This is a genomic window from Microbulbifer variabilis (assembly GCF_056232115.1).
The window spans coordinates 3,068,197-3,089,740 of record NZ_CP174325.1 but is presented as its reverse complement, the minus strand read 5'-3'; the positions used below and the strand labels follow the sequence as shown (position 1 = coordinate 3,089,740).

Here is a 21,544-nt window from a genome sequence, read left to right as displayed (position 1 = left end):
CCTAAACACTCAACAAGAAGACTGGTTTATTGCGTAAGGTGACTAATTGACCTTACTAAGTTATCAATCAGCCAAATCACAGGAACCGTACCAAATAACGACGGTCCACCAGATATCTATTTTCATCAGCTACCACGCATATACAGATAAGTAGAGAGAGCAATGCACGGTTCACTTAAGATATTTACCGCAATCACCTTATCCGCCCTTTTGGCCGCTTGTGGCGGCGGCTCCAGTGGAGGGGAAAGTACAGATACCCCTCAAGCTGACAGCGGCTCAAATACAGGGTCGGATACCGGAACAAATGGGGGGAATTCGGATACCGGTGAATACACATTCAATCCAGCTAACCCCTTGGCCACCTTGGTTGTAGGTACCAGTGAGTATGCAGAGGGCACTTTGGAGCTGGAGGGCACTGATAGCAAAAGCCCTGGTTTCCAAGCGTCCACTATCGAAGGTCAATACGGTAGCTTTAAACTATATGATAGCGGGAACTGGGAGTACCAGCTAAATAGCAATACATCCAGTCTCAACAATGGTCAATCTGTAGAAGACACCATCTCTATTCAATTAACAAACGGAGATCAACACTCCATTACCTTTGCAATACAAACTATTGAAGCTACCGAAAATAGCATAGTTTTTATTCTGATGAATTTTTCAGATGCCGCTGTCACTGACGACGTTAGTATTTCACAACTCGCCAATATGACATTCAATGATACGGATTCTCTGGACAATACTTACAAAGAAAACTCCTTCGGCCAACTGAAATTTAAGCGCCATCTCATTAGCGACCAGTCACTCGCACAATACTGTTATGGAGAAGACAATAATGAGAGTAGCTCAATTGATTGCTTTGTTTATAGCATCCCCGATAGTCAAAGTGGGGGCGTACTAAGTGTTGGGAATGCCCAGGCTCGCTCTGGCTCCTCACAGGATGGTCAATATTCAGATGGTGGCTATACCTGGAGAGATAACGCTACCACCTGGATTCAAAATAACTTTGTAGATTCCAATAGCCGCCCTGTGAATCTCAATGACTGGAGACACCGTGTATTTATTTTTCCCCGAGCCGCAAATAATGCTGGCTTGGTTGGTACAGGAGTTGCTTCGGTACGGGGGGGATGGAGCATCATTACCGCAGATACCGATCAACTAGTGATGGGGCATGAGTTGGGCCACAATATTGGACTTAGCCACGCCGGTAACGATGACAATAACGATGGCGATACCAATGACCAAGGCGAAAGCGAATACGGAGCTAATGGTGCCTTTATGGGTAACAGCTGGAAGTCACGGTTATTCGGTAGTGCCCATAGAGAATTTATGGGCTGGTATGAGAGCTTCCCTGGATATACTACAACCATCAGGCAGTCTGCTGGCAACAATGCCGATTATGTAGTGCAGGCCGTAGAGCTCACTGCAGGTGAACTCAATAGCTCTCTACCGCAACTTTTAAAAGTTGAAAGTAACGGCAGTACAAATGGAGAAAATCACTATTACGTGGAATACCATATTCCCCATAATGTTTTGAACCCCTATCCTCACCATGCAAATGCGGTAACAATTCATTATTTAAATGACGGAACCGCTAATCAAGTGGCAACCCTTACCACTACTGGCGATCAATTTAGTGACTCATCTGCTGGGGTCACCATTGAGCTTAAATCCAAGGACAGCAGTAATAACAGCGCCACTATTGCTGTTAACTACAGCAACTAGCAAATGAGGGCAAGACCATGAAATATTTCGTAACTATAATTATGTTAATTTCCTTAACCACTTATTCCCAAGCTGAGGAAACCGTAACTGGTGTATTGGAAGAAGAAATTTCCGAAAACTTTGAAACTGGAGAAATTGACCATAGATTCTCTATCAAGGATGAGAGCACCGGTCGATATTATTTTGTCGATGCAAAAGAATTAAAAGAAAAGGGAATGAAGTCTGGAGAGCGCGTAAGAATTAGAGGGGAGCGGCAGAAAAATCGCAGAATTAGGATTAGGGAGTCGCAAAGAATAGTATTGGAGAAATAGAAACTCTATTTATGGAGCAGACAAGACTATGCAAGTGTGCACTAGGCGTATTATACATGCTTAGGCACACATACAGTTCTTTTCCTTGCCACCTACGACAGCAATAGAGGCTTCGACCCCCTCCAATTAATTTGCTATTTATTATTATAAAAACACTAAGGAACCAGCCAGCCACAAGTTGTCGCTGGCTTTTTTTACAAGGATGCGCAAATAAAAACTATAGTATCAGCTATTCTCCTTCGTGCCTTGGCTGCTAGTATCCAGCCAGTCTTTTGGACCCCGGAAACACGAATTGACTATTTAATGATTCATAGCTGGGGATTAGATATCCAGCTGAAATGGTTCGAAAACGTCGACACTGAAATATGATGCCCTGATACTAAAACTTTCATATTAGTGAAAGATGAACCCGAGGCATATGATACGATAGTCTCACTTTTCTTGTCCGCATATATGGCAAAAACATCTGTAAGCTTCAGCCACTACGAATGCTACCGGGAAAAGATCTATTAAGATAGAAGATAAATAAAGCCTTGGCGCTCTTCTCTGCAGATATTCCTCATTTATAGGGAATACACCAAGTAAACTAATTATCTTGTCTCTTCTATCTCTCAACTGATCTCATTCGCCTTGCTGACTCTACTAGTAAAATACAGTCTTAGTCCCCTCACACAACATCAAGTTGCTTAGCAAATCGATTTTCGTCAATTATTTGCCATAAAAAATAAGAAAGCGATCAAGGATGAAAAAGACTATCAAAGTAGCAGCCGTTATGGTCTCGCTATCCTTTTCAACTGTACTATATCAATCACAGTGTTACGCTTCAGATCTGCAGAAAGTCAGGATACAACCTGCACAAGAATGGCTTCAAGCTACGCGGTCAATAATTTATTGCACAGTCAACTCTCCACCCCTAACACAAATTTCCAGCCATGCTGAAGCCGAACTGAAATCAGTAAAGCCTGTAGGATCTATTGTCAAGGCAGGGGAGCTGGTCGCAGAACAGGATGGATTTTACCTGTCCAGAGGTATGGATATCCTGAAAACAGACCTGGAAATTGCAGAACGTCAGCTTTCTCATGCTGAGGAGGAACTAGCCAGACTTATGCCTCTTCGCGAGGCTCAAATGGTTTCCCCCTCTCAACTCAATGACCTTAAACTTAATGCCAGTACTTTCAGGCTGAGCAAGCAAAGACTTAAGCAACAACTTGAAATAGATCAGTATAGGTTCGAGCGACTGAAGCACTTTGCCTCCAGAGACAGCCAGGTTTTACAAGTCGAGGCACATCCTGGTGAGAGACTCACTCAGGGACAACGGATTCTTCAGCTTCTTCCCTTGAATGAGAAACAACTGGAGTGCTTGGTACCCAGGGATCAAGTAGGAATGAATTTAGCTATTCAAAAGAACGAATTTCGTTACGATGGAGAGCCGCTTTCCCTAAAAAACATCGGTCGAACCATGGACGGGGACACTCAGAATCTGTCCCTATACTTCGATGGCCACGGGAAGCACTTTGAGTCTCTGTTGGTGGGCCAACGTTTCCAGATCGCCATGCTCACTCCTACAGGGCCTCGAGAAAAAGCAGGCAATATTACCAAGTTACCTTCCGATGCAGTGCTATTAGAGGGGGGAAAGTACCATACATGGGCATTAGGACTGGAAAACAAAGTTCGTAAAGTCGAAGTTGAAATCCTGGATACACTTGCTGATCATTTTATTGTTATCTCAGAGATTCAGCCCGGCGATCAGCTTGTAGTTCTCGGTAATGGGAACCTGCAAGCAGGTCAAGAAGTAGTACCGGTGGACCGTGACTCATGAATATTATTGAAAAATATAGTCCGGTTATTATCAGTTGCGGCCTTCTTCTTATTTGCCTAGGTGTATTTTATGGGGTCAAAATTCCAAATACGCTACTACCAAATATAGACAGACCGCAAATAGCTCTTGCTACCTCTTGGCCGGGCAAGACAGCTATGGAAATAGAACAGGCACTTGTCGCCCCATTGGAGCAGGAGCTCTCCAGCCTTGGCTTTCTGGAGGAAATCCAGACCACCATTAGCAACGGGTTTGCCTGGACATTGATTACCTTTCATTCAAATGCCGATATGGAACAGATGTATATTGACGTTCTATCCCGGCTTAACCAGGTACCCAACTGGCCTAGCCAAGTATCTGCTCCCCGCCTATATAATTTTAGTAATGGTGCCGGAGCAACCTTGGCCAGTTTCTTTCTTTATTCCACTAACCAGGCCACTGAACAGGAGCTTTCCCAGGCATTCCGAGATCATGTTCAACCTGCATTTAGTAAGATTCCAGGCGTAGCCTCCGTTACTGTAGCCGGCACACCTATTGAGCAAAGGATAGATATCGAATTCGATCCCAGGGGCCTGACTCAGGCATCACTCACCATTAATGAAGTGCAGTCTCGCTTGAGTGACTTGGTTGACCGCTCTGGCGGTAATTTAACTATCGGATCAAGAGAATACGCCCTTCACTTTAAAGGCCAGATCCCTATTGCTGATATTGAGAAACTACCAATTGCTACCAGGGGGCCACATATTATTCGCCTAGGTGACGTTGCAAAAGTAAAAAATAGAATGGCCTCCGACTGGAATTATTTTGCTTTAGAAGGCAACCGCTCTTTCTATTTCTATTTAATGCCTACTGAGGATATTAATGTTTTGAATACCATCGATATGATCAAAACATTAATATCAGACCTAAATGAGGGAGAACTCGGTAGATTGGGAATGGAAGTGGCGATCAGCCGCGATGATTCCAAAAGCATTCGCAACTCATTGCAATTAGTCTATAGCAGCTTGATCCTGGGAGCTTTTCTCGCCTGCATTATTTTGTATTGGTTCTTGCGAGACTTTAGAACACTCGTATTGATTTTCACTAGCATACCAGCTTGTATTGCACTGGTAATTTTGGGTCTGTACCTGGGCGGAAGAAGCATAAATGTTATCTCACTAGCAGGTATTGCGCTCTCGATTGGCTTGATGGTAGATGCCGCCATTATTGTTATCGAGAATATCCAGCGTTTACGCGGCCAGGGAGCTAGCTTGCTAACCAGTATCAGGCAAGGGACTAAGGAGGTTACCGGCGCCTTGACAGCATCTACGATATCGAGTGTCATCGTCTTCTTACCTATCCTGGCGATGCAGTCAGCCACGGGGCAACTTTTTACAGATCTAGCTTATACCATTTCCAGCGCACTTATTGCATCATTGTTATTTGCCCTCCTGCTCTTGCCAGCATTGGCACGACATCTTCTAAAAGGCTCACCGCAGGTAAATCCAAAAGGAAGAACTCAATCCCTTAATAGAATATTACAACGCTGGACTGCTATATCAGTGATACCAATTGGTCGAGTCACTTTTCGTAACTGCGTTTTAGTGCTTGGGTTACCTGTTGCCTTATTAGTGACTTATCTCAGTTCGCCCTCAGTCGATGTGCTTCCAGACCCCAAACAGGCGATGATTTCAACCTTTATAAACTTTGAAGGCCCTATGGCGGTTGAAGTTGTTGAGCGCGAAGTCGGTCAGGTAATTATGGATCGCATTGAACAAGGAAAAGGGAGATTCGAAGAGCAAATAGTTACTTATGGCACACTCTGTTATCCAACCATGTGTCACCTTTACATTTATACCCAAGGGGACTGGGATTTCGAAGCATTTAAGAAATGGATTGACAAGGATATTGTCTCCGGACTGATAGGTACCAGAATTCATACGCAGCAAGGGGGCCTTCTCCGGTTTGCAATGCCCAATAGCCGTGTAAGCCAACTGGATATCAAAGGAGCTGAACTACCGGTTCTTCAAGCAGCTGGGCGCGACTTATTAGAACATCTTCGTTCAGAATTTCCTGGCGCACAAATTCTTGAAGGGAGCGCATTAAGCAATCGCGGATTGCGTATTGAATTTGAGCCCAACCAGGATCAACTGATTCGTATGGGAATGACATTACCGGAGTTTAATCGTCATTTGATGGCACTTACTGATGGCATTTATATCGGTAATTTTTACACAGGCACCAATACCCTTCCCTTCTACTTTAAAGCCAAAGAACCAGCCAACCTTGAGCAGCTCTTAAATACAGAAATTATGATTGCTGGGCAGGGCCTGATTCCTTTGAGGCAGTTAACGTCAGCACAGATTACGCAAGCTCCAGACAGCATTCTTCGTGTCGGCCAGGAAGTAAGTACCTCCCTCAATCTGACCCCACCAACGGGTGTTGCCATGAAGGATTTTACTGAGCAGGTAGATCGAAGCGTTTTGGCCTTTCTTAATAAGAGCCAGTATGGAGACCTGCATACCCAATTTCGGGGCAGTGCCAACGAGCTGAAATTATTTCTGCAGGAGTTCTTTCAGATCTTTTGTGTAGCTTTGTTGATTCTTGCATTGCTTATGTACTTTGCTCTCAAGTCCCTTAAATTAGCTTTGGCTGTTTTATTTGCAATTCCACTCTCCTTTGCCGGGGGTATGCTCAGTCTTCGTCTACTCAACCTGTTTGTAATGCAAAATCTAGATGTGATTACGATGATCGGATTCGTAATTCTGATGGGATTGGTAGTGAATAATGCGATACTTTTAGTGAATCAATTCCAAAGTTCCATTAATAAAGGCATGCATCAATTTGATGCCATTAAAAGTGCTGTGAGCTTGCGCATTCGTCCGATAATGTTAACGACCACAACCTGTATTTTTGGCAACCTTCCGTTAGTACTCAGTCCAGGAGACAGCGCCGCGATTTATCGGGGTCTTGCAACAGTGATTACCGGAGGCATGTTGTTCAGCGCTCTTTTTGTATTGGGCTTTATGTCTGCCATGCTATCTTTAAAAGTGTTTGCGGCACATCGGATAAATCCAACTTCGGTAGTTAGGGAACTTACACCCGAGGGCGGAATATAACCATTAAAGATTATTCTATTCAAAATTAAAAATGACCTTTGGCCAGTTTGAAAACACTGGCCTTAACCCTTGGCGACACAAAAGAGAGCTACTTGTTAGTCTTTCTCGCCAGAAAAAAGCAAGGATTCATATTCGAGCATTTTGTATCCACATTGTTAATACGACTATTAGAAGCCGCTCCACGAGTGTCAGCTTCATTTCGCTTTTTGATCGTTGTCTTCCCTATTCCCGGAATTCGCTTACAGTCCATTTAGAGCCTCGTGCAAACAGCGAAAGCTCAACTTCTCTGTTGGCATCCGGTATTTTTCTTTAGCAAAAACTAACCGCAGTGCAATCACTCCCCTAACGGTGTCACCTGTTAAGACAAACCGGTTAATAATTCCATTGAATACATTATCCAGACTGCGGAGCAGATACGGATGGAAGTGCAAGGCAAAGCAGTGAATACCTTGCTTGGAGGTATAGAAGCCGGCGGTACAAAGTTAAATTGTGCAATCGCCGCCGGGCCGAATAGAGTAAAGGAAAGGGCAAGGTAACCAAATTTTTCCAGGCCGGCGCTCAACGTCATGGCTCAATGCCTGCACTGGATATCGCAAGTTTTGGACCAGAAGATCTGGATCCACATCCAAACACTACAGATATATCACTACCATCCCTAAAAGCGGGTGGACCAACACCAACATGGCTGGCCAACTGAAGAAAGCCCTCTCTATCCCCGTGGCTTTTGACACTGATGTCAGTGGTGCAGCGTTAGGAGAACACCTGTGCAGGGCCGCTATAGATGTAAAGAGTTTATTTATTACCATCGGCACCGGTATCTGCGCCGGGTAATAGTGGATGGTAACCGGCGCCATGCTCTCGGAAATCGACCATATGTTGACGCCACAGGACCGATAAAGAGCCCTATCCAGGCCACTGCCCATTCCATGGCAATTGTCTGGAAGGCCTCGTCTGCGGCCCCGCATTGAATCCCGCTGGGGCCTGCGCGGCCAGAGTATAGACAGGGACCGTGCCGCCCGGGACCTCAGGCCGGATATCTGGCCACTATGTGCGTGAACCTGACCAGCTGCTACTCACCGGAGCGAATCATCCTCGGTGGTGGATTTATGGAACAAGCGTGCCTATTTACACACATTCACCACAAGTTTCTCAACCTGGCAAGTGGTTATTTACCCCAGGTATCCCAAGGCAACATCCGCTCTTTTATAGTCCCACCAAAATTCGCCGGCCGCTCTGGCGAGGTGGGCTCTCTGCGTATGGCCCAGGTACTTTGCTCCGGCTGTTAGACAAGCAGATCCTCCCTCATAGGATACGGAGGCGCCAGGAGAATATTCCTGGCGCCACTCCACCTTGTAAACTGCTCCCCATAACTCCCCTTCCAACTTATATACTAATCTTTGCGACTGTTGGCACAGCGCAAGGTAGCTAGTCTTGTATCCGATCTGATAGGCTTGTCAGTCTTGACCGCCTTATGACGGGGCTGAGCACACTTAAGCGTTGCTCAATAAGGGATGAAGATGAAAATAATTAAAATATTGACAGTTGGCTTAATGGTTATGGCCACCCAGCTTGTGCAAGCCGGCACTGCTGAACCTACAACATTTACCCGCCAGGGCATTCTCTCTTACAACTTCCATTCCGATTTATTGGGGCGTGGATTTGTTGTTGATGTGCTACTGCCGCTCTCCTTTAACCCCGAAGACAATACCAGATATCCAGTGATTTATATGACCGATGGTTATATGAACTTCCCCATGGTGGCACCGAACCTGATCCATGAACAAGTTCCCGATGAGCAGGGTAATACCAAGCTTCCGCCGGTGATCCTTGTAGGTATCTCACACCCCTTGGACAGCTCTAACTTCACTTTGCGCTTAACGGATTTTACTCCGGTACCTGGAGAAATCAGGGGTAATACCCTGGGTGGTGGTGCAAATCAGTTTCTGGAATTTTTGGAGAACGAGCTTAAGCCCTTCATCAATAATTCGTTCAAGGGAGATGAAAGCGACGAAACACTGGCTGGCCACTCCCTCGGCGGACTGTTAGCCCTCCACGCCCTCTTCAATCACACCGATAACTTCGACCGCTATGTGATCGGCAGCCCGAGTATCTGGTGGGCCAATAAGCAAATCCTAGAGAGTGAGCTTGCCTACGCTGAACGCCAGACTGACTTATCGAAAAGCGTGTATATGTTTATCGGTGGAGAGGAGGTCTGCTTAGAAGAAGGAGAGGTTTGTGGTGTTCAAGACTTTAGGGACCTGGCCCAGCGACTCAAGTCCCGCGACTATGAAAATTTGTCTCTACGCAAGCGAGTCATTAAGGGTGAAAACCACGATACTGTTGTGAATCCAGGCTACGATAAGGGGATAGAGCAGGTTTTTAAAACCAAGGTGCTACCACGGAAGTATTCTTTTTAACCGCGAACCTGCCGGCCCTATAGCAGGAAAACGCTACTGGGCCCTGACTACTCGCCTAGCTTGCTATCCGTCACTAATGCTCTTCACTAATATACTCCCCGGCCTCTAAAAATACTAACATAGTCTTCTTCAGACTTTCCGCTGCGTCCTTAAGGGGCAAGTGATGACTATCTTTTAGTACCGAGAAAGATTTACTCCCTTTATACCTTTTATAATCTGCCTTTACCTGTGAAGGCGTGGTAATGGAATCATTCTCACCGACAACAAATAGAGCAGGAACCTGTAAATGATCGATACCCCCTTTACGCTCATGGCCTGAAGCTCATCGTGCATCTTGTCAGCCAGACTTCCACGCCGTTCCTGCCACCCAGGAAATCTCTCACTAATCTTTTCAGCTGCTAGAAAATCTCGAATATCAGTCCCATTTGCGTTACCACCATTCGCGCGACTCACCCAATTAGAAAGAAGCGGATAATACTCAGAGGGAGACTCATGATATTGTTGTACTCCTGTATTGCTAACTGGTTGCCGTCCTTCTCCCCCCATTGCAGGGTTGCTTCTAAGCTGATTTCTACCTGCTTATGCGCATCCTGGGAGGAAGAGATAAACACCAACCTCTCCAATGTCTCAGGATGCTCACTAGCCTAGAGAGCTGCAAGCCCCCCGCCCCAAGAGTGGCCAATTAAAGTAACCTTATCCGTCTTATAGTGCTCCTTTAGAAAAGAGATAACATTACGCATACCTTAAATATTACTCTTTATCGTTAATGTATCGTCACTCACCTCAAGAGACTTGCCGGCCTCTATTTCTTGAAGATAAGCCACTAAATACTTATCTTTGAGCGCCCGTTCAGCAGTCATCTGAAATAGAACCAACCCCAACTCCACATCTCCCGAGCCGCCATGTAGAAACAGAATTAATGGTATGGATAAGTCGCTACCAGAAACCTAAAAGTGTAATTTTGCATCACCACTTAGCACCTGCCCTTTGTACTTGATTTGATTACCAAATATCTAACAGACAAAAAATAAAAATGGCAAGGAGGAACCATAACCATAATGGATTAAATATATATTCACCGACTTGGAACTAAAAACTCAACCAGATATATTAATATCCAAGGCATAGACTAAATAAAATTAATGGAAAGCTAACAGAGTTAAAACTTGAAGAAGCTTATATTACAAAAATACCAACAAAATACGAACTTCGAGACGAAATGGGGGGCTAAGACAGAGCAAAATAACAATAGGGTAGGAATTCTTCGCCCCACATATAAGAAGGGCCCCATTTTTCTTTACCGAGCTTAACCTTCTCACTTTATTACGACACCCATAAGAAATGCCGATAAATCAGTATATTGCAACTCAACAGAAGATAGATGAAGAATTAGCAGAAGAGAGCATCAAAAAAACTATTTATGGAGTAGAGACAATCCAATATCAGGGCAAGAGAGCTGAAATATTGTTGTGAGCCAAGTAACTAAAGGTCACTCTACCTATCATACGATCATTTTAAAAGGCCGCATAATAAATACGGCCACCTAATACAAGCTTCTCACACCGCAGAGTGCGCCCCCTAAGAGGAGCTAGTTACCAATATTGTACAAAGCAAAAGTGGGGCTGCTCTAGCTAGAAGACATTACCAGTTTTCAAACTACAAAAACCTTTACAGAACACGCAATGAAATAATCTCACAGGTCTTAAAGGCGCTGCTTCCACTCCAAAGGCTGTCAGTATCACCAACAATCCGCACTGTAGATTTGGCATGGAGTGACGCCAAGATAGAAGCCACTGAGTTTTTTTGGCCTACACTCTCTTCCGACTTTATCCAATACTGATGACAACTCTCAGTTTCAGCGTCCAACTTCACAACCACTTCGCCATCTCTAGAGGAGGCACTCGAAAACACCTCGATATAGCGCACTGTCGATTCGTTAGCATCCCCTAGAGCCAGCACATCTACAGCTAAAAGGACCATAGTAAAGCTCAAAGCACTTAAAAATCTCATCAACACCTCAAAATTTAACTCTCAATTTACAACAATCGATCAACTGCTAGAAATTATAAGATTTTAACCTAATGACGTATAGGTATAGCCTTAAAATCTGTTAACCTTGAATGTCAAAACTAATTATAAATTATACCTGAGGCGTAATCGATAGATTCCAAAAACTGCGATAGTGCTCTACTGAAAAAAACCTGATATTGTAGCCTTTCATTTACCCTCAATTTTTTAATTTGAAAAAATCAGTCTCACTTAAGCTTTTCAGGGATCATAATTGTACAATTTAATTATTGCATATAAGATCAAAAGGTCTAATCAAACAAACGTCTAAAGAGTGAAGTGAAAGCATAATATGCCTTACCCCCAAAAAGCATACATTATTACTAACAATCGAAGAATTTACTAACATAGGAAAATCGAATATAATCACTTAGTGTTTTACCGTAAAGAAAAATACCCTCACCCAATTATTCAATAGTATTTAAAATGAAAACATTTTTAGCCTTACTACTTATTTTTTTACCTACTATATGCCTCGCTGAGTTCACTTTTACAGGAAAGTTAAGTCAAATTCACACTGGGCCACAGTATCAGGGTAGAATTTTTGTTAAAGTTCAGGGAGCACCTTCAGGAGAGGTTTCCTGTTCAACCAATACAAACTATAGTTTTGCATTTGACGGTATAAACAAAGATGCTAATGATAGTACCAATGAAGAGGGCAAAATATATCTCAGCCTGCTTTTAAGCGCCCTCGCCGCCCAGCAGACTGTTACTTTGAAGAGTAGCGATGACTGTACAACTTACCACAATGTTGCAGATTTGAGGAATCTCTCTGTTATGCCATAGAAAATATATAGCCATCGATTTGCCGTTTAACTTTTTAAATTAGGTCGAGCTTAAAACAATACAATCTACCCACTAAACAAACTGGCATTCAACTAGGCCTCTCACTTTTTGAATGCCGGCTTATATGCGCAAGGGAACGAAACCAAATAAAAATAGATCGTCCCATTCTACTAACTCAAAGCCTCGACCGTTAACAAACTCAGAATCATTCAGATCGATTATGTCCTGGGCAAGGCAAATTTATTGGACACGGTACCATTACTATTTTTTCTACTCAGGAAACATAACTGAAGACAGCAGTATTTTGGAGCCCGTATTATTGCACTCATAATAGCTAAAGCTAACGGTTTCCTTTGCCATATACGCAGACAGTAAGAATGAGAGCTTTGTATCAAATAGTTTTGTATCCTCAACAGTAAGATGAAAATCCACATCACTTTTACAGTTTATTTCTGAGCTGGTATTGGTGAAATTTTGCAATCTAATTTCAACTCCAGCATCGTGGACTTTCATATAGGAAATTTTTGAATAGGGAGTCCATTCGGCTCGACCTAGCAAAGGTACAAAGAAAATAATTAAGAACAATACTTTTCCGAAATCTTTCATTTTTTCTCTAAACAACAACCATCTTCTTCTAAACAGTCTTAACCAGTAAAAACTGTGGACTCCCACTCTTTCCAATTCTCACCACCCAGCTTGTGAGATCTAGCCCCTTGAATAAATGCTTCTCTAAATGCAGGAAGATTATTTGCAAATACTTCACGAAAATCGTTAGGAGCACTAACAATAAGTCGGCTCACAGGCTTAAATGGGTATTCAAAGAGCTGGATCAGGCTTAAAGGCTGCTTCATTTCCTTTAATTTTGCTTCGATCACATAAGCATCAGATTTACCTCCACCTTGAAGGTTCACCTTTCCTTCACGTGCATAGCACCATCCTGTCCAATCTTTTTCTTCTTTCGCTATAGCCGCACGGGCTTTCTGATCTGCTAAAGCTTGTGACTCTGCTTCGAAAGGAGTAATCACACTTTGTTCAGCATCAAAAAAACAACAAAAAGGAACAAGCAATTCCTCTTCTTTAGTGACGCTACCTATATATAAAGCATTACAGAGAGCAAAACCTGAATGATAGCCCAACAGTTTGATATTCATTGGAATGCCTTCTTAAAATTATGACTGATACTCGATTAAATATAAAATTAGCTCAAATGCCAATTAAATAAAACCAAATTTTAATATGTGAATTTGGCTAAAGATGCGTAAAGCTTTTTATGTAGTGAGTTTAAGGGCAAGACGAACCTTGCCCCCATTTTAAACTCAAGAAAAATAATCCAAAACCTTGCCAATAAGCTCTAGCTCTTGATGACCCTCGGGATCAATTTCTTTGCGAAGCACCCGTTTTATATAATCCGTATCTCCAAGCAATCCACGCACAATACAATAGTGTGTAGCCCAGATACCACGTGTTTCTTCAGGTACACTTAGGTAAAACGACTCTTTGCTGTCTAGACAATATTGCTTTCTTAAGTACGCCTGCCCAAACTCGATTATATTATCCAGGTCACGCATAACTTGCGCCACAGCTTCTCCCTGGCTTCCGAAATCTTTAGCATAAACTGTTAGATTAAAAGGGTTCTTTAGGTCATCTATTCTAATTCTCCTTGAAAAGGTAGCAGTTCGTCTCAGAGGAAGACCTGAAAGATGAGATGAAATATCTTCCACCTCTTTAATATAAACACCTGCAGCCGGCTGGGTTGTTACCCAAGCAGGAGAACCACTAAAATTCCAAAAGGGTGCTATTAATAGATCACAAAATTTCACTGGACGAGATCTAAACCTATTAGAAACAAACTGCCAATCTGGGAGTTTGGTCGCCTTTCCCTTGGCGGCCTCCAAGATTTCTTTTTTAAAAGTCATGGTAGACCTGCCTTTAATCATGTGGAGATTTTGTTGACCTTAGAATATAAACAAATATCTCATCCATCTGTCCTCTGAACCCGCCTTCATCAGCATTAGCACCACATGCACTTGCCTGGCCGGAGGTACATGCATCATAAACTACTTTTTGGTTTGACGTTAATGTTGCATTCCCTGTCTTAACTTCGAGAAGTGCACGTCCCTCTGAGTCAAGCTGGATCTTTCCTCCAGGTATATGATTGCCATTTAGATCATATAACTCAAAATCATCGGGTACATCAATAGCTCCATCTCTTCCGCCACCGGTCACTGAAAGATCTGCCCGCGCGATCATACCATGATATTCGTGCCCCTCGTTGTCATACTGAACAGTCACTTCTTTTTGAACTTTAATATTCGGTATTTTTCCATATTCAATAAAAATAGCATCAACCTGCTTATTATGAAATATGCGGTACTTATCGACATTGGCTGCAAATGGCGAACTAGTGGGAACTTGAACACCATTTTCATCTACATAGAAGTAATAAGATCCCTTCTCACTTTGTAAAACCGGTTTGCCATCTTCTAAAACTCCAGTATCTCTATATGCAACTCCCTCGCCCTTTTTACTAATATAAAGATCACCCTTCCGTTCGTAGAAGTCTGTCAGCCCATCTAAATATTTCTCTGTATCTACTTTACCGCCATTTAATTCAAGTCCCTCTTTATCATCTCGCAACTCTCTTCTGAGAATATATCCCTTAAGCCCCTCAAGAGCTAACTCACTTTTCTCACCAAGGAGGGTTAAAAATGCATCTCCTGTTTCTTTGGCAACATTTCCAAGCTGCTCCCCCCAGACTTTAATTGCTTGGAAAAGCTCATTCTCATCCATCTTAGAAATGAGCTTATTACCAATTTTTCCTCCAGGGAACAGAGTAAGAACTAAATTGGTAGTACCATTAACAATAATATAATCAGCTAAAGCTTGATTACCTGCATCGACTCCTCCATCACGATAGGCCTCGTATATCGGGTATAAATCGACACCAAGTAGTGCAAGGTCAATTGCTTTTAAAATAACTGGGATTAAGAATATGAAGAGTGCATTATTCTCAGCAGTGATAGCGCCAACATCCGCTGCCGTATTAACACCCGCCGCTTCCGCACCCGCTAGAAATACAGAAAGTCCAGCAGAGAATCGAGCTAAATCTACTCCTTGCTCTTTTAACTCTGTAATTTGCTGCTCAATTGCACCTAACCCGTATTCATAACGGAAAATATCTGCAATCTGCTCACGAGAATAACCCCTACTCTCATAATCTGCTACATCGTCACCATATTTTTTAAATAGGTTATTGATTGCAGTATTCGCTTTATCAACCTGAGGCTTAGTTCTTTCCCTATAGACAGTGGCGGTAAATTCTCCAATAACTGCACCAGCTCCACCACTTACACAACCATCAGAGGCATTTTGCTGGCCAGAATTCTCTGCAGTAAGTACACCAATAACACAACCGGAACCCGCATGTGCGATATACTTCATCGCCGTATCCCAGTTACTTATCTCCGTATTAGTATCCTTAGGATCCCAAGCTTGCCCAATTTTTTTTGCCATATGGGCACCAAGACGGTTGATCCCATTCTGCATCAGTGACTGAGTAAAAGTATCCTCAAAGTCAGAATCATAAACTCCTGTTTGTATTCCTGCTCTAACTGCAGCATGAGTCACAGCCTGAGCAACCTGCTGCAAAGGTGACAAAACACTTTGTGCTGCTGCCGCATCGAAGGCAGCCTGGAAAGCTTTATCCGCAGCAGCGATATCACTAGGATTGATCGCTATCGCGGCATCAAAGGCTTCTTTACCTTTATTTATGGCATTCGTATCCGCTCCAAAGAAAGTGGTATCAACCTGATGTAAAACACCTGCAGTCACCATAGCAACAGCCAGCCCTTTAAAGGTCTCTGAGGATGCTAAATTCTCCATTGATCCAGCAATATCGCCATCGACAATTCCATTTGCTAGTGCAATAACTAATTGAGTCTCAAGAGTAGCGGTACCTGCGGCAACTGCGGCCTGCATCCAGGATGATGCAGTAAGGCTTGATCCTCCAGAGGCAATAGCCATAGCTATTGAAATCACAGCAGCAAAAGCTGGTGAAATACTAGTGCTGGATTCATTCCACTCTTCGTACTGAAGTTCAATAGCTGTCCAATCAGCATTTGGAAATTCAGAGCGTACATATCCCATCCACTCCAGTCCTTCCATTTTGGAAAGCTGAGCAATTTGTTCATCCATCGATAAGGAGCGGTCACCTTCATATTCCACGTTTACGGTGGAAAAGGCTTTAACTGCAAGACCACCAACAATTGAATTGGTGACAGCTTTTTCAATAACGTGACCTTCAGACTTAACCGATACAGTAAATAAACCCTTTTTAATTGAGGTGTAGCTATACTGGTCTGTCTCTGTTGTCATCAACAGGTTGACACCGCCGTTTTTGGCCTGAATTTTCGTGCCATCTTCACTGGATATATCAGCTGCGCGGAGGGTGATATCTCCATACTCACTATGCAGTCGAATACCTTCGCCAGCATCCAGAAGTGAGCGTATTGCTACCGTCTGATAAATAGATTCTTCAATCTTTCGCTTACCATATTTCCCTTTTCTATAAGATTCCCTGACGTTCAGATTGTCTTCTATGGTAATACCGAGACCAGACAATATCTCAATATGACCGCTATCGCTAATAATCTCAGAAGCATCAATTAGAATATTTCCCTGTGCTATCAGTGCAATGGTATCGCTGGCTGAAAGCTTGGAGGCCAAGTGAGCAATTGAGGAACTGCGATAAGATATCCCTCCAGAAGACCCTTCTCGACGGTTGGTGATTTGCTGACTGCCGATATAGATATCACCACCCGCTTCGAATCGTATGGATTCTCCTGCAGAGACTACAGATCCTTGTAATATAATATCGGAGCTGGTTTTAAAGTAGATATCGCCTTCAGCATTAATTTCTGCTACAGGACCAAACCGTTCAGATTGAAATTGTCCTAGGTTGTAACGGTGAACAATAGTGCGGTTTTCAATAGAGTGCGCACCAATAAGCAAGTCTCCTTCACTTGAAATCAATCCGGAAATATTCTGCAGGGAACCTCCTGCAACTATTTTTAGATCATCTTCGGCGATTAAGTTACCCTGGTTATTAACCAAGTTCTCAGCAATCTTTAGGAATGAAGCTCTGCGGAGGGTAACATCGGTGTTGTCTATTTGTAGTCCGCCAAGCTCAACAAGACTACCGCCAAATTCATTTTCATCACCGGTAACTTTTTGTGCATCTATGGTGGAAGACTTCAAATAGAGGATAGGAACCAGAACATTCTCACCATTGATATAGCGCACTTCTGGCCAAATCATATCGGTTGTAATCTGACTGGCAGATAGCCCAAGAGGTTCGCCAAATATTTTCCCGGAAACGAGTGCATAGTTATATGCGTTATCATATAACTTGCTAATTTGCTCGCGTTCTGTGCCGTAGACCTGCGTATTAATCAGATTCCTGCCGAGCTGGGCATAGACTTGTGAACGAATATAACGACTCTGGACAAAGTTTGTACCCACCCGCTTAATTAATGGGTAGTGAGGCAGAATAACCGTAATATCGCCTACCCCAATGGGTATCATCAAGGGCGCAGGTAGATTTTCCTTGCTGCTTTCTTTTAAACGTTTAAAAAAGCTCTCTATATTTACATCTGTTTGATGGGCGTTTGTATCCAAATAGTCAGCGGACTTAAATTGATATTCGTTGTTATTTTCTCGCTGAAATAGATGATTGGCATTCAGCTCAGCTTCAATAAGTGCAGATTCTATAATCCCAGCAACACCAGCCATAGCAGGCATACATAGCTGCATAGAGAAAAAGAAAGTCACCACGGAAGCTATGAGACGCTGCCACTTGGTGTAACTAGACCTTTCTGTCTTTTTTTCTGTATTCATTATCATACTTCCCTAAAACCTAGTCCCACCAGTCAAACTCTTGATCGAAAAAGCTTAGAACGGCATTCTTAATCTTTTCCATGTAAGCAATCACGACATCTGTAATCGACTCAGTTTTAATTACCCCTGAAACACAAGAATCATCAACAGGATCCTGCTGATTTACAATGCACCTAGTTTGAGTAATTCTGATCTCATCTTGAGCAGTGCTTGTATATATACTGTAAAATGGGACTCCATTTTTATTGTATTGCTGTTTGTCACCGTAGGGTATGTAGAATTCCCGTGATTTATAATCAGCAATTGCAAGATTTTGATAATAAGCAATGGGATCATGCTTAGAAAAATTCACCGTCGTCTTAGGACCAATGAAATTACCTTCCACATGAAAGAGTGATTCTTTCTCATCCTGATTGACACGGACAATGGTTGTCTCAACAGTTTTGGGTTCACCCGGCTCAGTACAAACCCCATTTCGCCCCTTCTGTAAACATGTGTGATAAACGGTAGTATAGGTAGTATAAGAAACCTGTGAAATTGCTATACCCAATTCTTTTAGTTTAGGAGTATCCAGCGTGGCATTGCCAAAAACCTCGAAGAAGGCGGTGTTATTGATAAAACCTGTATTTGCTTTGAGATTAAAGTCGCCAACAGTATGAATTAGACCTGGTGGAGAATAGTAATAAAAATTTTCTTCCCACTTATCAGACTCTCGTTCAATAAGTACCTGGGAGCGATAACGTTCATTAGTTAATAGATTCGTATCAATATAGACAGCGCCTGGTTGATTCAAGCGCATAACAGCAGAGGAATTAACTACATAGTTATCAGCCTTAATAAAGAACTGAGTTTCCGCAGAAACCAAAACCTGATTAGCTAGTGCCGCATTTAATGGCACACCTGTAGACCAGTCATCCCCTGGTGCTTTATACACATAGTAGGGGTTAATATTTTCGAAGGCTTTGCCTTTAATAGTTAGTTTATTAGATAAGATATTGGCTGCAAGAGTATCAGCTTTTTGTTTACCCTGCGCTTCATTAGCATCTAACCCTAGCGCAAAAAAAGTACCCAACTCAGCGGGGCTAATATTGTTTATATCCCAGCTCAGCAAGTTATTATATTGATTATATTCACTCAAGAATGGCGTTCTGGAACCATTGCGAATCAAACCTTTATCGGATTTTAAATTAACCAGATTACCCCGGATGATTCCACCAAAGGAATTAAGCAGATTATCAACAACTGAGATATCTACTCCAGACAGCCCCTCGATTTCCCCTTTATTGAATACATCATTGGCGGCAATTTCTGTTTTGGTAGTTAATATATTCGCATCATTAATAATCTGATTTTTTGCAAGCACCGATAGTGTATGTGCATTGATTTCTGCATTCTCGTTTATGATTAAGCTGTCATAAGATTGCAGTGTAACACTGTTATCAGATGCCAATTTACTGTTGATAATCAATGGCGAACTAAAACTCTGTATCAGTATCGATTCTTCATTGATCACATGAGTATCTTGATAGCTCGTTGAGTAGATGAGATTACTACTGGTATCAATATTCGTTGCAATTCTGTACCAAGTATTAGCCATTGTGGCCGTAACAGATGTAGAACGAATAGTGCCATTCAAGGTTGTGTAGGAAGAGGGCTTTGCTTGCGAGGGGATATTGGTAATCTCTCGGGATTCATACCTCAGTGAATAGTTACCCAAGTACAGGTTAACCGCCCCACCACCTGTGGTTAAGCGACCCGACGTATCACTAATGTAATCCCCACCAGATGTTAAGGAGACGTTCTGATGTGTATTAATTTCACCATTGAGGCTCATATAACGCCCCATGACATCGACTGACAGCGCACCTGGAGCCGAAAGCTGGTTGATATTAATCGTTCCTAACAGTTTAATATCACCGATATTACTGGTGCTATCGGATAAACTTTTACTGAGGGTGCCAGCGGCTAGGGAGATACGTTGAAAGTTGGCAAAACTACACCCAGAGCAAGATACTGTGGAGCTACTGCTATCTGTAATGAAAAGTACATCTGCTGGCTCTCCAACCAGCTCTATATTGTTAGCCAGGGACAGATTGTTAGACTGAATAACAATTAATGTGGCTGGCAAGCTCGTTGAACCGGAGAATTCAGGTAAATTAAGAATCTTTAGTGATTTATTCGATACTGAGAAAGTAGAAAACCGGTTAACAGAAATCCCCGAATCGTTAGGAGGCCTGATAATAAGATTTTCAACACTGCCATCTTCAGTGCTTGTTATCAGCTTAATATCTGAAGCATGCTGAGACGCAGGTAAAATCTGCGAGGCTATTACCACTTCACTGACACATAAAAATAACCAAAGGCTAAGCCTTAACCACAACCCCATAACTCCACTACCTTTTTTAGTAAGCAAAAATTCTTAACCCCAAAGATTTATGCTTGTATTACCTAATCACTAACACCTACAACTAAAAGAATCTATCTTCCAAGGGATGAAACATAGCTTACCAATAGACTGCCGGATGGCGAATCCTATATTCACTCTGTTGAAAGTCAAGCATCAATTTCTCCACCCTAAAAAACATAAGGGCAATAAGGAATCAATTGGATTTAATATTGCGGGACTTTATGATTCAGTACAAAAATAGAGTAGCGATAGAGCAAGAGAAACGAAAAAAAGAACCTAACTGTCATAAGTGACATAGTGCACTTTCATTCAATCCCACCTAACTTGCCTTAAAGCTATTGGAATAGGCGATAGGAAAATAAGGACACCAAAGATGCCCTTAAAAAATTTCAAATAAATCACTGGATGAAATCCAATTCTTCAACTGAAACCACTCTTCAACATTAAATAACAATTAAAAAGATATATTGATTACTAAAAGCAAAAAAATCCTATAACTATTTAGTATGTTAGGGGACTTATAAACCCCCACTTAAACTAGATGGCAAAAAAGTAAATTTCTGGGTAAGTGGATGCGGCGGGCAGCCTAATCAATACCCAAAGATAAGTTCTGTTTATCTGAATTCATACTAGAGGAGTTCTGAAAGCAGTTACCTATAATTAAAATTCGCTCTTTGCAATAACAAATGGCTGCTTCTTAAATTCGCCCCAATTGACTTTTATAGCCAACAAGCAAGTGGTGGATTAAATATTATCCGTTACTTTAGCTACGCAAATGGCAAATAAATTCATTACAATATATATCTTAAGTCTGCATGGAAAATCATGCTTAATTAATCCCAATTAAAAACTGGATAGAATAAAACCCATATAAACATAGCACTCTTTAAACAATAAGGGGCTACCATATTTTACATTGTAAAAGTGGCACTAAAAAGAGAGGCGGTTCTGTCTTTACACCGCCTCTCTTTTATTAGGGCTATAATATAATCATCTATGCGTAGACGATAATTTTTTGGATT

General features: G+C 42.3%; 17 protein-coding genes. 8 read left to right on the top strand and 9 right to left on the bottom strand.

The window, feature by feature from the left end:
- Positions 1-162 precede the first annotated feature (162 nt).
- The 7 genes from ACJJI7_RS13715 to ACJJI7_RS13685 all read left to right on the top strand — a co-directional run bounded on the left by ACJJI7_RS13715 (position 163) and on the right by ACJJI7_RS13685 (position 9,367).
- Complete coding sequence (locus tag ACJJI7_RS13715; protein WP_444901930.1) at positions 163-1,725, top strand: VCBS domain-containing protein; 1,563 nt, start codon at positions 163-165, stop codon at positions 1,723-1,725.
- A 17-nt stretch (positions 1,726-1,742) separates the two neighbouring features.
- Complete coding sequence (locus ACJJI7_RS13710) at positions 1,743-2,036, top strand: hypothetical protein (protein WP_282951172.1); 294 nt, start codon at positions 1,743-1,745, stop codon at positions 2,034-2,036.
- Between the two features lie 742 nt (positions 2,037-2,778).
- Positions 2,779-3,855 (top strand): efflux RND transporter periplasmic adaptor subunit, encoded by a 1,077-nt coding sequence (locus ACJJI7_RS13705; RefSeq protein ID WP_020411839.1) that lies wholly within the window; start codon positions 2,779-2,781, stop codon positions 3,853-3,855.
- Entirely contained in the window at positions 3,852-6,950 is a 3,099-nt protein-coding gene (locus ACJJI7_RS13700; RefSeq protein WP_444901931.1) for an efflux RND transporter permease subunit, read from the top strand. The genes ACJJI7_RS13705 and ACJJI7_RS13700 overlap by 4 nt, the downstream gene beginning before the upstream one ends.
- Positions 6,951-7,490: 540 nt before the next feature.
- Positions 7,491-7,781 carry an ROK family protein gene (locus tag ACJJI7_RS13695; RefSeq protein ID WP_444946927.1) on the top strand — a complete coding sequence of 97 codons (291 nt, stop codon included), beginning with the start codon at positions 7,491-7,493 and terminating at the stop codon, positions 7,779-7,781.
- A gap of 215 nt (positions 7,782-7,996) precedes the next feature.
- Complete coding sequence (locus ACJJI7_RS13690) at positions 7,997-8,236, top strand: hypothetical protein (RefSeq protein WP_444901932.1); 240 nt, start codon at positions 7,997-7,999, stop codon at positions 8,234-8,236.
- Between the two features lie 231 nt (positions 8,237-8,467).
- On the top strand, positions 8,468-9,367 hold the full coding sequence (locus tag ACJJI7_RS13685) for an alpha/beta hydrolase (RefSeq protein ID WP_444901933.1): 900 nt from the start codon (positions 8,468-8,470) through the stop codon (positions 9,365-9,367).
- 73 nt (positions 9,368-9,440) lie between these two features.
- Here the strand turns inward: ACJJI7_RS13685 and ACJJI7_RS13680 are convergent, their stop codons facing one another.
- The 4 genes from ACJJI7_RS13680 to ACJJI7_RS13665 all read right to left on the bottom strand — a co-directional run bounded on the left by ACJJI7_RS13680 (position 9,441) and on the right by ACJJI7_RS13665 (position 11,377).
- Complete coding sequence (locus ACJJI7_RS13680) at positions 9,441-9,611, bottom strand: hypothetical protein (protein WP_475717136.1); 171 nt, start codon at positions 9,609-9,611, stop codon at positions 9,441-9,443.
- Between the two features lie 205 nt (positions 9,612-9,816).
- Positions 9,817-9,978, bottom strand: a complete 162-nt coding sequence (locus ACJJI7_RS13675) for a hypothetical protein (protein WP_020411831.1) — start codon at positions 9,976-9,978, stop codon at positions 9,817-9,819.
- 33 nt (positions 9,979-10,011) lie between these two features.
- Entirely contained in the window at positions 10,012-10,107 is a 96-nt protein-coding gene (locus ACJJI7_RS13670) for an alpha/beta fold hydrolase (RefSeq protein WP_157533324.1), read from the bottom strand.
- A gap of 928 nt (positions 10,108-11,035) precedes the next feature.
- On the bottom strand, positions 11,036-11,377 hold the full coding sequence (locus ACJJI7_RS13665; RefSeq protein WP_020411829.1) for a hypothetical protein: 342 nt from the start codon (positions 11,375-11,377) through the stop codon (positions 11,036-11,038).
- A 483-nt stretch (positions 11,378-11,860) separates the two neighbouring features.
- Between ACJJI7_RS13665 and ACJJI7_RS13660 the strand changes: the two genes are divergently transcribed.
- Positions 11,861-12,220 carry a hypothetical protein gene (locus ACJJI7_RS13660; RefSeq protein ID WP_444901934.1) on the top strand — a complete coding sequence of 120 codons (360 nt, stop codon included), beginning with the start codon at positions 11,861-11,863 and terminating at the stop codon, positions 12,218-12,220.
- A 270-nt stretch (positions 12,221-12,490) separates the two neighbouring features.
- Here ACJJI7_RS13660 and ACJJI7_RS13655 read toward each other — a convergent pair whose 3' ends face one another.
- The 5 genes from ACJJI7_RS13655 to ACJJI7_RS13635 all read right to left on the bottom strand — a co-directional run bounded on the left by ACJJI7_RS13655 (position 12,491) and on the right by ACJJI7_RS13635 (position 20,528).
- Positions 12,491-12,826 (bottom strand): hypothetical protein, encoded by a 336-nt coding sequence (locus ACJJI7_RS13655; protein WP_020411827.1) that lies wholly within the window; start codon positions 12,824-12,826, stop codon positions 12,491-12,493.
- Positions 12,827-12,864: 38 nt separating this feature from the next.
- The gene (locus tag ACJJI7_RS13650) at positions 12,865-13,371 is read right to left on the bottom strand and encodes a hypothetical protein (RefSeq protein WP_020411826.1); all 507 of its coding nucleotides are present in this window, start codon (positions 13,369-13,371) and stop codon (positions 12,865-12,867) included.
- A 165-nt stretch (positions 13,372-13,536) separates the two neighbouring features.
- The gene (locus ACJJI7_RS13645) at positions 13,537-14,136 is read right to left on the bottom strand and encodes a hypothetical protein (protein WP_026304915.1); all 600 of its coding nucleotides are present in this window, start codon (positions 14,134-14,136) and stop codon (positions 13,537-13,539) included.
- Positions 14,137-14,149: 13 nt separating this feature from the next.
- On the bottom strand, positions 14,150-18,115 hold the full coding sequence (locus ACJJI7_RS13640) for a DUF637 domain-containing protein (RefSeq protein WP_020411824.1): 3,966 nt from the start codon (positions 18,113-18,115) through the stop codon (positions 14,150-14,152).
- 19 nt (positions 18,116-18,134) lie between these two features.
- Positions 18,135-20,528: a hypothetical protein gene (locus ACJJI7_RS13635; protein WP_353375002.1), complete on the bottom strand. Its 2,394-nt coding sequence runs from the start codon at positions 20,526-20,528 to the stop codon at positions 18,135-18,137.
- Positions 20,529-21,544 lie beyond the last annotated feature (1,016 nt).